At 68.8% G+C, this 14,998-nt stretch carries 10 protein-coding genes; 3 read left to right on the top strand and 7 right to left on the bottom strand.

The window, feature by feature from the left end; genetic code table 11:
- From EPA99_RS18830 to xerD, 4 genes are all read right to left on the bottom strand, one after another.
- Positions 1 to 2,144, bottom strand: a 2,144-nt coding sequence (locus EPA99_RS18830) for an ESPR-type extended signal peptide-containing protein (protein ID WP_277751648.1), incomplete at its 3' end; no start/stop codon positions are given.
- A gap of 424 nt (positions 2,145 to 2,568) precedes the next feature.
- A complete protein-coding gene (gene purL / locus EPA99_RS15000) occupies positions 2,569 to 6,624 on the bottom strand; it encodes a phosphoribosylformylglycinamidine synthase (RefSeq protein ID WP_129472049.1) in 4,056 nt (1,351 codons plus the stop codon).
- 100 nt (positions 6,625 to 6,724) lie between these two features.
- Positions 6,725 to 7,543, bottom strand: a complete 819-nt coding sequence (locus EPA99_RS14995) for a thioredoxin fold domain-containing protein (RefSeq protein ID WP_129472048.1) — start codon at positions 7,541 to 7,543, stop codon at positions 6,725 to 6,727.
- 308 nt (positions 7,544 to 7,851) lie between these two features.
- Positions 7,852 to 8,826: a site-specific tyrosine recombinase XerD gene (xerD, locus tag EPA99_RS14990; protein ID WP_129472047.1), complete on the bottom strand. Its 975-nt coding sequence runs from the start codon at positions 8,824 to 8,826 to the stop codon at positions 7,852 to 7,854.
- A gap of 44 nt (positions 8,827 to 8,870) precedes the next feature.
- Between xerD and EPA99_RS14985 the strand changes: the two genes are divergently transcribed.
- Positions 8,871 to 9,368: an RDD family protein gene (locus EPA99_RS14985; protein ID WP_129472046.1), complete on the top strand. Its 498-nt coding sequence runs from the start codon at positions 8,871 to 8,873 to the stop codon at positions 9,366 to 9,368.
- A gap of 145 nt (positions 9,369 to 9,513) precedes the next feature.
- Here EPA99_RS14985 and EPA99_RS14980 read toward each other — a convergent pair whose 3' ends face one another.
- From EPA99_RS14980 to lptF, 3 genes are all read right to left on the bottom strand, one after another.
- Positions 9,514 to 10,332 (bottom strand): methyltransferase domain-containing protein, encoded by an 819-nt coding sequence (locus EPA99_RS14980; protein WP_206733771.1) that lies wholly within the window; start codon positions 10,330 to 10,332, stop codon positions 9,514 to 9,516.
- Between the two features lie 165 nt (positions 10,333 to 10,497).
- On the bottom strand, positions 10,498 to 11,595 hold the full coding sequence (gene lptG, locus EPA99_RS14975) for an LPS export ABC transporter permease LptG (RefSeq protein WP_129472045.1): 1,098 nt from the start codon (positions 11,593 to 11,595) through the stop codon (positions 10,498 to 10,500).
- Positions 11,592 to 12,674 carry an LPS export ABC transporter permease LptF gene (gene lptF / locus EPA99_RS14970; RefSeq protein ID WP_129472044.1) on the bottom strand — a complete coding sequence of 361 codons (1,083 nt, stop codon included), beginning with the start codon at positions 12,672 to 12,674 and terminating at the stop codon, positions 11,592 to 11,594. The genes lptG and lptF overlap by 4 nt, the downstream gene beginning before the upstream one ends.
- 142 nt (positions 12,675 to 12,816) lie before the next feature.
- On the opposite strand from lptF, the gene EPA99_RS14965 reads away from it, so the two are divergent.
- Together EPA99_RS14965 and EPA99_RS14960 are read left to right on the top strand one after the other, a co-directional pair.
- A complete protein-coding gene (locus EPA99_RS14965) occupies positions 12,817 to 14,292 on the top strand; it encodes a leucyl aminopeptidase (RefSeq protein WP_129472043.1) in 1,476 nt (491 codons plus the stop codon).
- 168 nt (positions 14,293 to 14,460) lie between these two features.
- Positions 14,461 to 14,886 (top strand): DNA polymerase III subunit chi, encoded by a 426-nt coding sequence (locus EPA99_RS14960; protein WP_129472042.1) that lies wholly within the window; start codon positions 14,461 to 14,463, stop codon positions 14,884 to 14,886.
- The last annotated feature ends 112 nt before the right edge of the window (positions 14,887 to 14,998 follow it).

Here is a 14,998-nt window from a genome sequence, read left to right as displayed (position 1 = left end):
GTGGCCTGCGCGTTCTGGCCGAAGGCCGCGCTGTTCTGACCGGACGCGACCGCGTTGTAGCCCACCGCGGTGGCGCCATCGGCCACGGCGTTGGCACCGGCGCCCAGGGCCGAGGCCCCGGTGCCGATGGCATTGCTGGCCTCGCCCGCGGCCAGGGCATCATCGCCTTCGACATAGGCCCCGGCATCGCTGGCCTCGCTGCCGCTGGCCTGGAAGTACTTGCTGGTGTTGTCGGCCACCTCGGCCACGGCATTGAGCTGGTCCAGGTTCACCGCATCGGTGCCCTCGGTGCCGGCGGCGACATGGATGATCTGCCGGTCGACGGCTTCCACTTCCTGCTGGAGCACGCCGTTGTGGATTCGTGCCGGCGTGCCGACGGACACGGCGTTGTCGCGATCGGCGTAGGAGCCGGCGCCCAGGGCGACCGAATTGCTCACGCCCGAGGCGACCTCGCTGTTGGCGCCCAGCGCGACGCCGCCGACGCTGTCGGGGAAGACCACGCTGTTCCAGCCCATCGCGATGCCCTGGTCGGCGCCGACCGCGGCCAGCCCGCCCAGCGCCACGCTGCCATCGCCCTGCGCCAGCGTGTTCTGACCCACTGCCGTGGCGCGGGGCCCGGTCGCCTTGGACTGCGAACCGACTGCCGTGCTGAACACTTCGGCCGCGCGGGCCTCGCTGCCCACCGCCACGCCGTAATCGCCGCGTGCCGTGCTGGCCTGGCCCAGCGCGGTGGCGCTTTCGCCACTGGCTTCGGACACCGCACCCAGCGCGGTGCTGCCATAGCTGCTGGCGCGCGCGGCCGTGCCGACCGCGGTGCTCTCCTGGCCGCTGGCCTCGGTGGACCAGGTCTCTTCTTCCCAGGTTTCGCCGTTGACCACCGTCATCTGCCCGCCGATGGCGGTGGCGCTCTGCCCGGTGGCCTGGCTGCCGGCGCCGTAGGCGGTGCTCCACTGCGCCTGGGCCAGGCTGTTGTAGCCGCCTGCGGTGGCCAGGTCGGCCATCGCCATGGCGCCACTGCCGTAGGCCGTCGCGCCGTTGCCGATGGCATTGGTCGCCTCGCCCATCGCCGTGCTGTTCTCGCCTTCGGCATAGGCGCCGGCGGCGCTGGCCTCGCTGGCGGTGGCCGCCAGGTAGCGGTTGTTCGCAGTGGCCTGCTGCAGCTGGTCCAGGTTCACCGCATCGGTGCCTTCAGTGCCGGCGGCCACGTTGGTGATCTGGCGCTCGCTGCCGACATCGCCGACCGAGACCGTGTTGTCGCGCGCGGCCAGCGAGCCCTGGCCCAGGGCCACGCTGCCCACGCCTTCTGCGATTGCATCGGCGCCCAGCGCCAGGCTGTCCTCGCCGGTGGCCGAGCTGAAGTTGCCGACCGCGGTGCTGTTGTCGCCCGCGGCCCAGGCAGCGCCGCCGACGGCTGTGGAGAAATCGCCCGAGGCCTCGGTCGGCAACAGGCCGGCGAAGGAGCCGCCCAGGGCCACGGCGTTGTAGCCGGTGGCCAGCGCGCCCTGCCCACTGGCGGTGCTGTAGGCGCCGGAGGCCACCGCATCGGCGCCGACGGCCAGGCTGCTGGAGCCGCTGGCCGTGGCGCTGTTGCCCAGCGCGGTGCTGTTGAAGCCGGACGCGGCGGCGTATCCGCCCACGGCCGTGGCGAAGTTGTTGCCTGCCTGCGCCTGGAAGCCGTTGGCCAGCGCGGTGGTGCCAGTGGCCACCGATTCAGCGCCGATGGCCACCGCGCCGTCGCCATCGGCGGTGGCGAAGTAACCCAAGGCGCTGGCCTCCAGGCCGCTGGCCAGTGCCAGGGCACCGGCGGCGACGCTGCCATCGCCGCTGGCTTCAGCGCCGGCGCCCACGGCCGTGGCGGCCTCGCCAGATGCCAGCGCGCTGCCTTCGACCACGCAGGAATCGGCGCCGGACTGGGTGAAGCACTCGGCGTTGCCGCCCACCGCCACCGACTGGGCGAACGCACCGCCTGCAGTCAGCAGGCCCATGACCAGCGCGGCGCCCAGGGCGGCACGACGGACCGGGTGCGAGAGGGCGGGCTGGCCCTGTGGCGCCAGACGACCGGCGCCAGCGCTGGAGGCCAGCTCCGAAGCCACCACCCACTGGCCGATCGACGCGTTCCAGACCCTGCGATAAATGCGATTCATCCCTTGAAGCTCCTTGGCTGGTCGAAGTTCACATCCCTCGGGCCCTGTGCCCGATTGGGGGATGCCATTCGTCCCGCCTCGCAAGAGGCGGCGCCGGAATCCTTTCGGCGTCCAGCCGGCGGGTTCAGACAACCTGAACCACGACCAACGAATTTGTAACCAAGTGTTAACAGCCAGTGCCAATCCACGTCAAGTTGTTGACGAAAATTGACGGTAGCTGACTCATTTTGCACAACGTTGGTGCAAATTGACGTTTTCGCCGCGGAATGGCGAGACAAAACAAGGCGTTGTGACGGAATCCCGTCACCTTCGTGATTCACATTCACACAGGACTAACAAGCACAAAAAAGCCCGCCAACACTGGGTTGGCGGGCTGTTTGAACCGTCCGTCGGCAAGCGACGGACGCGACGCATTACAGCTGCGTCAGCTGCACCATACCCTCGCGTTGCGGAACATCCGCAGCCACGGCGAGTCCTCCGCCCAGCCAGCCGGCGACCAGCTCAGGTTGATGCTGCGCGGGGTCCGTTCCGGGTGCGGCATGAGGATGGTCACGCGGCCGTCGGAGGTGGTCAGGCCGGTGATGCCCTCGGGCGACCCGTTTGGATTGAGCGGGTAGCGCTCAGCCATGACCCCCTCGCCATCGATGAAGCGCAGCGCCACGCGCGCGGCCGCCTGGTCCACCGCGCTGTCGAACTCGGCACGGCCCTCGCCATGGGCCACCGCCACCGGAATGCGCGAGCCGGCCATGCCGCGCAGGAAGATCGATGGCGATTCCACCACTTCCAGCAGGCTGGTGCGCGCCTCGAACTGCTCGCTGCGATTGCGCAGGAAGCGCGGCCAATGCTCGGCCCCGGGGATGATGTCCTTGAGCTGGCTCAGCATCTGGCAGCCATTGCACACGCCCAGGGCGAAGGTCTCCGGGCGCGCGAAGAACGTGGCGAAGGCCTCGCGCAGCGCCGGGCGCTCCAGGATCGAAGTCGCCCAACCCCGGCCGGCACCCAGCACGTCGCCGTAGCTGAAACCGCCGCATGCGGCCAGGCCAGTGAAGCCGGCCAGGTCCACGCGACCGGCGATCAGGTCGCTCATGTGCACGTCGAAGGCGTCGAAGCCGGCGCGCTCGAAGGCATTGGCCATCTCGATCTGGCCGTTGACGCCCTGCTCGCGCAGGATCGCCACGCGCGGGCGCTTGCCGGTGGCCACGAACGGCGCGGCCACGTCCTCGGCCGGGTCGAAACCCAGCTTGGGCTTCAGGCCCGGCGCGTTGAAGTCTCGCGCGATGGCGCGCTCCTCCTCGGCGCTGTCGGGGTTGTCGCGCAGCTTCTGCATGGCGTGGGTCACCGACCACCAGGCGTCGAACAGCTCGTCCCAGCGCCACTCCACCAGGGTGCGGCCAGCATCGCTGACGCGGATCTTGGGCGAGGTGGTCGGCCTGGCGATGCGCTGGGCGCATTCGGTCAAGGCATGCCGCTCCACCAGGTCGGCAAAAGCGGCGCGATCCTCGCTGGCGATCTGCACCACCGCGCCCAATTCCTCGTTGAACAGGCTGCGGAAGGCGTCATCGCCCCAGGCGTCGAGCACGATGTCCAGGCCCATGCGCGAGGCGAAGGCCATCTCGCACAGCGCGGCGAACGCGCCACCATCGCTGCGGTCGTGATAGGCCAGCAGCAGGCCGGCCTGGCGCGCATCGACGATCAGCTCGAAGAAATTGCGCAGCAGTTCGGGGTCGTCCAGGTCCGGGGTGTCGCCACCGAAGGCAGGCAAGGCCTCCTCGCCGGCATGCACCTGCGCCAGCACCGAACCGCCCAGGCGCTGCTTGCCACCGCCCAGGCCGATCAACCACAGCTCGGTCTCGGCTTCGCGCGACATCACCGGGGTCAGCTGGGTGCGCGCATCGGCCACGGGTGCGAAGGCCGAGATGATCAGCGACACCGGCGAGACCGACTTGTGGAGCCGGGACCGGGGACCGGGGACCGGGGACCCGGGAGGATCAGAAGCAAGGGCGTTGGGATCACCGGACTTTTCCCCGGTCCCCGGTCCCCGGTCCCCGGTCCCGGCGACTTCCCATTGCGCCTGCATGGACAGCGAGTCCTTGCCGACCGGGATGCTCAGCTCCAGGCTGGGGCACAGTTCCATGCCCACCGCGCGCACCGCGTCGAACAGCAGCGCATCCTCGCCCGGGTGGCCGCAAGCGGCCATCCAGTTGGCCGACAGCTTGATCGTGTCCAGCGCCTGCACCGGCGCGGCCGCCAGGTTGGTGATCGCCTCGCCCACGGCCATGCGCGCGGCGGCCGCGGCATCGAGCAGCGCCAGCGGCGTGCGCTCGCCCATGGACATGGCTTCGCCAGCGAAGGTCTCAAAGCCCGCCAGGGTGATCGCACAGTCGGCCAGCGGCAGCTGCCAGGGCCCGACCATCTGCTCGCGCGCGGTCAGGCCGCCGACGCTGCGGTCGCCGATGGTGACCAGGAAATTCTTGGAGGCCACCGTCGGGTGCGCCAGCACGCGCAGGCCGGCCTGGTGCAGGTCCAGCGTGGAGGTGTCCAGCGCCGGCCAGCGCGGGGCCGGCGGATGCGCGGCATCGCGGTGCATCTTCGGCGCCTTGCCGAACAGCACGTCCATCGGCAGGTCGATGGGGTGCGGGGATTGGGCAGAAGCGGAGGTGCCGGCCGACGCAGCAACGTCGTGCCCCATCCCCAATCCCGAATCCCGAATCCCGCCATCCAGCGCGCCATACCCCACGACAAGCCGCTCCTCGGCCGTGGCAACGCCCACCACCGCATAAGGACAGCGCTCGCGCGCGCAGATCGCCTCGAACTCGGCCAGGCGCGCCTGCGGCACGCCCAGCACGTAGCGCTCCTGCGACTCGTTGCACCACAGTTCCAGCGGCGACAGCGAGGGGTCGTCCTTGGGCACCCTGTCCAGGTCGATCACACCGCCCACGCCGGAGTCGTGCAGCAGCTCGGGGATGGCATTGGACAGGCCGCCCGCCCCCACATCGTGGAAGAAGTGGATCGGGTTGTCCGCGCCCATCGCCACGCAGCGGTCGATGACTTCCTGGCAGCGGCGCTCCATTTCCGGGTTGTCGCGCTGGACGCTGGCGAAATCCAGGTCCTCGGCGCTCTCGCCGGAGGCCACCGAGCTGGCGGCGCCGCCGCCCAGGCCGATCAGCATCGCCGGGCCGCCGAGCACGATGACCGCATCGCCCGGCTGCAGCTTGATCTTGTCCACCTGGGTGCGGTCGATGGCGCCCAGGCCGCCGGCCAGCATGATCGGCTTGTCATAGGCGCGGGTCAGGCCGCCCGCGGACGCGTCGCCCTCGGGCAGCTCGAAGCTGCGGAAGTAACCCAGCAGGTTCGGCCGGCCGAATTCGTTGTTGAAGGCAGCACCGCCCAGCGGACCGTCCAGCATGATGTCCAGCGCCGGCGCCATGCGCGGATTGAGCGCGCGCGGCGCCTCCCACGGCTGCGGCAGGGTCGGGATGCGCAGGTGCGAGACCGAGAACCCGGTCAGGCCGGCCTTGGGCTTGCCGCCGCGTCCGGTGGCGCCTTCGTCGCGGATTTCCCCGCCGGCGCCGGTGGCCGCGCCCGGGAACGGCGCGATGGCGGTCGGATGGTTGTGGGTTTCCACCTTGATCTGGAACGCGGTGGGCTGCACGGCCTCCGCGCGGTACTGGCCGCTGGCCGGGTCCGGGCGATAGCGCGCCGCCGGCAGGCCTTCCACCACCGCGGCATTGTCGCTGTACGCGCTGAGCGTGTACTGCGGCGTCTGCTGGTGGGTGTACTTGATCATCTTGAACAGCGAGCGATCCTGCGCCTTGCCGTCGATGCTCCAGCTGGCGTTGAAGATCTTGTGGCGGCAATGCTCGGAGTTGGCCTGCGCGAACATCATCAGCTCGACATCCGACGGATCCCGGCCCAACTCGCCATAACGCTGGCGCAGGTACTCGATCTCATCGCTGGCCAGGGCCAGGCCCAGGCGGGCGTTGGCCTGCTCCAGCTGGTCCAGGGGGATGCGTTCGAGCTGGCCGGCCTGCGGGGTGGAGAACAGCGTGCTGCCCTCCTCGGTTGAGGCCAGCAGCGACTGGGTCATCGGATCGTGCAGCAGCTTGCCGATGGCGCGCTGGGCGTCGGCATCGGCCGGCAAGCCGGCCAGGTCCACGCGCAGGCCGCGCTCGACCCGCTGGATCGGCAGCCCGGCACCGCGCACCAGCTCGGTGGCCTTGCTCGACCAGGGCGAGCGCGTGCCCAGGCGCGGCACCACGTAGCGCGGGACCGCGCCCGGCTCGGCCGGCGCCGGCGCACCATCGGCCTGCAAGATGCGGCACAGCACGGCCTCATTTGGCCGGGCCTGGCCTTCCGGATCGATGAAAAAGACCTGCCAGGTGCCGAGGATGCGCACCGACGGCGCAACGGACTGGAGGCGGGATTCAAGCCGCGCGCGGCGGAACTGCGACAAGGCCTGCTGGCCTTCGAGGACGATCATGTCCGGAACCGTGGGGAGCGAGCCGTGGGAACGGGGCCGGCTATTGTAGCGAAGCCGGCGCATGGCCGGCTTCTTCGGGCGTCACGGGTCGGGAAGCGGCCTACTTCATGCCGCCGGCCGTGGCCGCCGCGCCCAGCTTGTCCAGGGCCGCGCGCATCTGCGCCGGCGGCAGGTAGCCCCCCAGCTGGGTGCCGTCGGCCGCGAACACCGCCGGGGTGCCGGTCACGCCCACGCGCTGGCCCAGGTCGTACTCGCGCGCCACCGGGTTGGTGCAGTCCTTGGCCGCGACCGTGCCGCTGGTCTTGGCATCGGTCAGCGCCTTGCGGCGGTCCGAGGCGCACCACACCGAGATCATGTCCTTGTGGTCCTGGCTGCCCAGGCCCATGCGCGGGAAGGCCAGGTACTCCACGGCGATGCCCTGGCGGTTGTACTCGGCGATCTCGCTGTGCATCTTGCGGCAGTAGCCGCATTCGACATCGGTGAACACACTCAGGGTGTACTTCGGATTCGGCGGTGCGAACACGATGCGCTCGGTGCGCGGCACGCTGGCGATCAGCTGCTTGCGATAGTTGCGCAGCCCACTGCTGGTCTGGCTCAGGTCGCGGCGGTTGGCGATGTCGATCACGCTGCCCTGCAGCATGTACTTGCCGTCGTCGCTGATATACAGCAGCTGCCCGCCGACGATGACTTCGCGGAAGCCGGGCAGCGGGGCCTTGCCGATGTAGTCAGCCTCCAATTGCGGGCCCAGCTGCTTGAGCGCCTTGTCGATGTTGGCATCCACGGTGGCATCGCCGCTGCTGGCGGCCTTGGCCACCGCAGGCTCGGCCGCCTTGCCGGTGGCGCCGCCCGGCGCGGCCGGCTGGGCGCAGGCACTCAGGCTGAGGGAGCCCAGCAGGGCGAAGGCAAGCAAACGGGTCATACGGCGATCCTGGGTGACGGCGCGGCAGCGCAGGCGGGTCGAGATCGCGATTCTCGCACAGGGTGTCTGAAGGTCTGGCGGGGGACGGCGGGCGGTGAGGGGATTGGCGCGTGGCGACGCGTTCTTGATCGCGGCGCATCCTTTCCAACCTGGCGCGCCCGGGCGTTCGGGGCACGCGCGGCATGCCGCGCTCCCACACAATTGCTTTCCCGGTGCCATCCCTGGCGCAACGAATCGGCTCCGGACGACCCGGCCCGGGCATCCGTGCCCATGCGTTCGGCCAATGCGCGGCATGCCGCGCATTGGCCTCACCCCCTAGGGTGGTGTTTGGCGTGGAGCTGCTGCAGCTGCTGGCGCGCCACCAGGGTGTAGATCTGGGTGGTGGACAGCGAGCTGTGGCCGAGCAGCATCTGCAGCGCGCGCAGGTCCGCGCCGCGGTTGAGCAGGTGGGTGGCAAAGCTGTGCCGCAGCCCGTGCGGACTGATGCGCGCCGGGTCGATGCCGGCCACAGCGGCGTAGCGCTTGACCAGCGCCCAGAAGTGCTGGCGCGTCAGCGGTCGACGCGCGGCATCGACGAACAGCGGCACCGCCCCGCCCTCCATGGCTGGCACCGGCTTGCCGGCCACCAGCTGCGGGCGGGCCTGGTCCAGGTAGCGCTGCAGCCAGTGCTGGGATTCCTCGCCCAGCGGCACCAGCCGCTCCTTGCTGCCCTTGCCCATCACCCGCAGCACGCCCTGGCGCAGGTTGACCGCGTTAGCGTGCAGGCCCACCAGTTCGCTCACGCGCAGGCCGGCGGCATACATCAGCTCCAGCATGGCGCGGTCGCGCAGGCCCTCGGCCGTGGCGACCTGCGGCGCTTCCAGCAACGCCTCGATCTGGCTTTCGGCCAGGGCCTTGGGCAGTGCGCGCGGCAGCTTGGGCGGCTGCAGCAGTGCGCTGGGGTCGTCCTGGCGCAGGCGGCGCCGCACCGCCTGGGCATAAAAGGCCCGCAGCGTGGACAGCAGGCGCGCGTTGCTGCGCGGCGAGTAGCCGGACTGCGTGCGCCAGGCCAGGTAATCGAACAGGCCCGCGCGGTCGGCGCAGAGGATGCCGCCATCGCGGCCGTTGCGTTGTCGCGCCAGGCCCTCCAGGTCGCGCCGATAGCTGTCCAGGGTGGCCCGCGCCAGGCCGCCTTCGGCCCAGGCCAGGTCGAGGAAGGCCTCGATCTGGCGCGCGTCGGCTTCAGGGACTTCGGGCAGGTCCATCGCCTGGCGGCGGCGTTGGGCGGGAGAGTGTGCACTCATGCGCCACAGCATAGCCGGCGCGGCGCTGCCGCTATGCTGGCGCGATGCAGACCGCCTCTGAGACCACCCCGCAGCACGCATCGCCCCCCGCTCCCCGCGCCCATCTGGGCTGGCGCCTGCTGGCGCTGTTCTACGACCTGTGGCCGGCGCTGGCGCTGTGGATGCTGCTCTCGCTGCTGTTCACCGTGGCGTTCACCTTCCTCGGCCATCACGCGGCGCGGCAGAACATCGCCCCGTTCAGCGCCTTGCAGTGGCTGCTCTGGGCCTGCTGCTGGCTGGTCACCGGCCTGTACGCCACCTTGAGCTGGCGCCACGGCGGGCAGACCCTGGGCATGCGCCCCTGGCGCATCTTCGTGACCGGGGCCGATCACCAGCGCCCTACCTACGCTGCCCTGTGGCTGCGCTATGCGGCAGGCACGCTGTCGCTGCTGGCTTGCGGCCTCGGTTTCTGGTGGGCCTGGATCGACCGTGACCGCCTGACCGTCCACGACCGCCTCAGCGGCACGCGCGTGCAGCGCCGGCCCAAGCCGGGAAAGGCCTGAGCAATGCCCGCACTCACTCTGACGGACCCATGGCGGCCCCTCGCAGGTTACTTCGACGCGCAGACGACGGAGCACTGGATGCAGATCAACTCTTCGACCTCATTCGAGTCGTCCAGCATCCAGGTAGGGATTCATTCGCTCGTTGCTAGACCTTGGCCCTGCCGCTTGCGATACCTTCAATCAGCGCCAGCCGCATCCTATCCTCGGGCCTGTCACTGGGATTCAGGAGCTCTTCGACACCGAGTTTCTGGCCGTTCCTGAAATCCTGGAACGTATCCACGATCCTGGCCTTATGGGTGTCCACAAACCGCTTGTCTCTCAGAAAGACGGCCACGCAATCGTTCCACTGATCCATGTACTGATTACTGGTGTAGGTCTCTAAAAGCTCCGCATCGATCTTGTTCCATTTCGCCCACGAAATCAGCGCTTTCCCGCTGTCCGGGTAGAATCTCCAGCAGTCCACCGGATACCGGTGGAAGTCACCATTCGACGGCGCATTCAAGTAGAACAGCCCGTCCGGCTTGAGAATCCTCATCACCTCAAGGAAGACCAGCCAGAACATCTCCGAATGTTCCAGGCAGCTGCTGGTCACCACCATGTCGACGGATCCGTCCTCGAAGGGCAGCGAATACGGCGAGTCCAGGACGATGTCCACGCCATCGCCAGTTGCGAAATCCAGCCCGATGTATTCGAACTGCGCAGGGGCGACTTCACGCAGGCTTCCATTGAAGTTTCTCGAGCCTATTTCAACAACCTTCACACCCGGCCTGTTCTTGAACGGCTCTGAGTACGTGTCGAAGAATCGACTGCAGTTTTGCATGGCGGTGGGATGCATACGAACAAGACCTTCACTTCGAGGGACGACACGATCAACAGATTTCACCAGAAAGGCAAGCGCCACCACGCTAGTGTCGACGCACGCAGGATTCAGCACAGCTGCTGCGGCTTCAGCGCGAGCATTCATGCAACGGCGTAGACGCATAGCTTGGCCAGCCTTGACCGAAGGATCTTTCTCTCCCCTGCGTCGGTGGAGGCGCCTATCGGGTTCAGGCGCAGCATTGCTTGCAACGCAGAGCTCATCCAAAAGAGCCTCAACGCGCGCCACCGCTGCGTCCACGCGCTTGCCTAACTAACTGCTGCGACGTTTGAACAGAAAGCCGGAGACGATCAGCAGCAGCACCGGCGGCAGCGCCAAGGCGAGGCGGTAGTCCACCCGGAAGGCCGTGGCCATACGGCCGAACAGCAGCTGCAGCAGCCAGAAGCCCAAGGCGAACAGCAGGCCCAGGAACATGCGCTTGCCCAGGCCGCCGCTGCGCAGGCTGCCGAAGGCGAACGGGATCGCCGCCAGGCACAGCGACAGCACGTTCAACGGATAGAACCAGCGCCCCCAGTAGACCTCTTCGTATTCGCGCGCGTCCAGGCCGTTGCGGGTGCGGTACTCGATGCTGCGCGACAGGTCGCTGGCGGCCATGTAACGCGGCTTGCCCATGCTGGCCGCCAGCGCGTCCGGGTCGAGCTTGGAGGTCCAGCGCTGCTCGGGCACCTTGGCCTGGGTGACCGAACGCTCGCCGAAATCGGTGCGCAGCACGTCCTTCAGCACCCAGTCCTCGCCCTGCTGCTCGGCGGTGGCCGCGTGCGAGATCGCCATCAGGCGCCCGGCTTCATCCAACTGGTACAGGCGCACGTCCTGCAACTGCAGATCGGTCTTGCCGTTGACCACCCGCTCCTCGCCGGAGGCGGCGTTGAGGAAGGTATCGCCCTCGCGCGCCCACAGGCCCGAGTAGCGCGCCTTGGCGACATCGCCATAGCGCACCTTGGCCATGATGGCGTCGGACTGCGACTGGCCCCAGGCGCCGACGGTCTCCATGCCCACCACCATCACGCCGGTCAGCAGCGCCATGGTGATGGCCACCGACAGGCTCAGGCGCCGGCGCGACAGGCCCAGTGCGCGCAGGGCGGTCAACTCCGAGGAGGCCGCCAGCTGGCCCAGGCCCATCAGGGCGCCGATCACCGCCGCGGTCGGGAAGAAGGTGTAGGCGCGGCGCGGCACCGTGTAGAGCACGCGCGCCACCGCATGGCCCAGGGTGTAACCGGCCTTGACGTCCTTCAGCTCGCCCGACAGCGCCTGCATGAGGTCCAGGCCCAGCAACACCGCCCAGGTCAGCAGCACGGTGACCAGCACCACGCGGCCGACATACAGGTCGTGCAGGTTGGGGCGCAGCTTCATGCGGCGGCCTGCTTGGGTCGCGACAGGCGGCCATCACGCAGGTAGAACCACACCCCGGCCGCCAACAGCGGCAGGGTCAGCCACCACAGCCCGAGCATACCGGGAATGCTGCCCTTGGACAGCGCCTGGGTGCCGTTGATCATTAGCAGGGTGGCGACCAGGTAGCCGAGGAATCCGAACATGGTCCGCCCGTAGCGCGCGGTGCGTGGCGAACTGCGCGAGAGCGGCAGCGACAGCAGCGCGAAGGCCAGGGTCAGCATCGCCGGCGCCAGGCGCGCGTGCAGCTGCGCATTGGCCTCTGGACGCGCATCGCCGAACAGCGCCGGGGTCGGCAGCACCTCCGGATCATCGTCCTTGCGCACCTCGGCGCTATCGGGCAGCGCCACGTCATTGCTCTTGTAGCGCATCAGGCGGAAGTCCTTGCCGGTATCCAGCGGTCCCTCGACACGGAAGCCGTCGTTGAGCTGCAGAAAGCGGGAGTTCTCGCCGTTGAAACTCAGACTGCCGGTCTGCGCGGTCACCACGTCCATGCGGCCATCGCGCTGGCGCTGCATGAAGATGCGCGACAGGCCGCGGCCATCGGCGGAGACCCCGCCGACATACACCACCGAGCCGTTGTTCAAGACCGTGAACTGCCCCGGCTCCAGCCCCGCCACCACCAGGCTGCGGTTGGCCGATTCGATCATCGCCTCGCCCGTGCGCAGGGCCAGCGGCCCCAGCCACAGCGAGATCATCGCCACCACCGCCACCACCGGCAGCACCAGCAGCAGCAGCGGGCGCAGCATGCGCTTGGGGCCAACGCCGGCCGCCACCAGTACCGGCATCTCCGAATCGCGGTACAGGCGCGAGAACGCCAGCAGCAGGCCCAGCATCAGCGCCATGGGGATGACCATGGGCAGGTAGCCCACCAGGTTCAGCCCCAGCTGCGACAGCAGCAGTCCGGCCGGCAGCTTGCCCTCGGCCACGCTGCCCAGCACATCCACCAGCACGCCGCCCAGGCTCACCACCAGCAGCACGATCAACGTGGCCAGGAAGCTCTGGGTGAATTCGCCTAGGAGATATCGGTCCAGCTTCGGCATCGAGGGGGCGCTTGCTCTACAATTGCGGGCTTGTTTGCCGGAGTTGAATCGCACATTCCGGCCGTTTCGCGACCCGACCGGCCCGGTGCCACGGCCCGCGATTGTAAGTGACTTGTGCGTGTACTGATCTGGAATCTGCTCAATGGCCCTCGAATTCACCCTGAACCACGACGCCCCCGCCAGCGCGGACTTCGACAGCATCGTGGTCGGCGCCTTCGCCGACGGCAGTCTGTCCGCCTCCGCCACGGCCCTGGACGAAGCCAGCGCCGGCCGCCTGTCCGCGCTGCTCAAGCGCGGCGACGCCAGCGGCAAGGCCGGAAAAATCAGCACGCTGTATGACCTGCCCAACGTGAAGGCGCCGCGAGTGCTGCTGGTGGGACTGGGCGAGCGCGCCAAGTTCTCCGCCGCGGCCTACATCAAGGCAGTGGGCGATGCCGCCCGCGCCCTGAAGGGCACCCCGGCCACCAGCGTCCTGGTGACCCTGGCGGAAGTGGAGGTCAGCGGCCGCGATGCCGCCTGGAACCTGCGCCAGGCCGTGGTCGCCTTCGACCACGCCTGCTACCGCTACAACGCCACCTTCGGCAAAAAGCGTGAAGCGGCCAAGCTGACCAAGGTCGCCTTCAGTGGCCAGGACAGCACCGCGCTTGCCCAGGGCACGGCGATCGCCGAGGGCGTGCTGTTCGCCCGCGAGCTGGGCAACCTGCCGCCCAACATCTGCACCCCGGCCTACATCGGCGAGCAGGCCAGCGCCTTCGCCAAGGAACAGGCCAAGGTCGAGGCCGAAGTCCTGGACGAGACGCAGATGGAGGCCCTGGGCATGGGCTCGCTGCTGGCCGTGGCGCGCGGCTCGGCCAATCGCCCACGCCTGGTGGTGCTCAAGTACAGCGGCGCCAGCGAGTCGGCCCGGCCCTACGTGCTGGTCGGCAAGGGCATCACCTTCGATACCGGCGGCGTCAACCTGAAGACCCAGGGCGGCATCGAGGAGATGAAGTACGACATGTGCGGTGGCGCCACCGTGCTGGGCACCTTCGTGGCCGCGGTGAAGATGGGCCTGCCGATCAACCTGGTGACCATCGTGCCGGCCGTGGAGAACGCCATCGACGGCAACAGCTATCGCCCGTCGGACGTCATCACCAGCATGTCCGGCAAGACCATCGAGGTCGGCAACACCGACGCCGAGGGCCGCCTGATCCTGTGCGATGCGCTGACCTACGCCGAGCGCTTCAACCCCGAGGCGCTGGTGGATGCCGCCACCCTCACCGGCGCCTGCATGGTCGCGCTGGGCAAGTTCGCCACCGGCCTGATGAGCAAGCACGACGACCTGGCCGAGGAGCTGCTGGCCGCCGGCGAGCACGTGCACGACCGCGCCTGGCGCCTGCCCCTGTGGGACGACTACCAGAGCCTGCTGGATTCGTCCTTCGCCGACGTCTACAACATCGGCGGCCGCTGGGGCGGCGCCATCACCGCCGGCTGCTTCCTCTCGCGCTTCACCGAGAACCAGCGCTGGGCGCACCTGGACATCGCCGGCTCGGCCAGCGACGAGGGCAAGCGCGGCATGGCCACCGGCCGCCCGGTGGGCCTGCTGAGCCAGTGGCTGCTGGACCGCGTCGAGAAGTGAGCGAAGAGAAGTGAGGAGTGAGCAAAGCGCGTCCTCCTCACTTCGGAAACCGCGCTGGAAACCGGGGTCCGAGTGCCTTTTTCGCGCGCCGAATGCGGAGAAAGTGCACGCTGACCCCGGTCTCCGGTTTCACTGACTTCTCACTCCTTCCCACTCACTCCTGCTCTCATGCCTCGCGCCGATTTCTACCTGATCGCCAAGCCGCGCTTCCTCACCGAGCCGCTGCGCCTGGTCTGCGAACTGGCCCGCAAGGCCTACGACGCCAACCAGTGGACGCTGATCCTGGCACGCGATGCGGCGCAGGCCGAGGAGCTGGACGAGCTGCTGTGGGCCTTCGACGAAGACGCCTACATCCCGCACCAGATCGCCGGCACCGACGATGAGGACGAGCTCACCCCGGTGCTGATCGCCACCCCGGACTTCGATGCCCCCGCGCGCGCCCTGGTGATCAACCTGCGCGATGACGCCTACCTGGGCGCCTGCGAGCGGGTCCTGGAGGTGGTCCCCGCCGACCCCGCCGCCCGCGAGCCGCTGCGCGAGCGCTGGAAGCAGTACAAGGCGCGGGGGCTGGATGTGAGTAAGTACGATATGTGATGAGGCAAGGAACGAGTGCGGAGGAACGAGGAACGAGTGGAAGCACCGCACTCGCAGAGTTCGCTCCCCTCGTTGCCCCTTCCGCTTTCCCACTCGTTCCTCGTTTCTCGCC

Origin of the sequence: Pseudoxanthomonas composti (genome assembly GCF_004122095.1) — a bacterium.
Classification (GTDB): domain Bacteria; phylum Pseudomonadota; class Gammaproteobacteria; order Xanthomonadales; family Xanthomonadaceae; genus Pseudoxanthomonas_A; species Pseudoxanthomonas_A composti.
The sequence above is the reverse complement of the archived record's forward strand: the minus strand, read 5'-3'. Positions and strand labels throughout refer to the sequence as shown.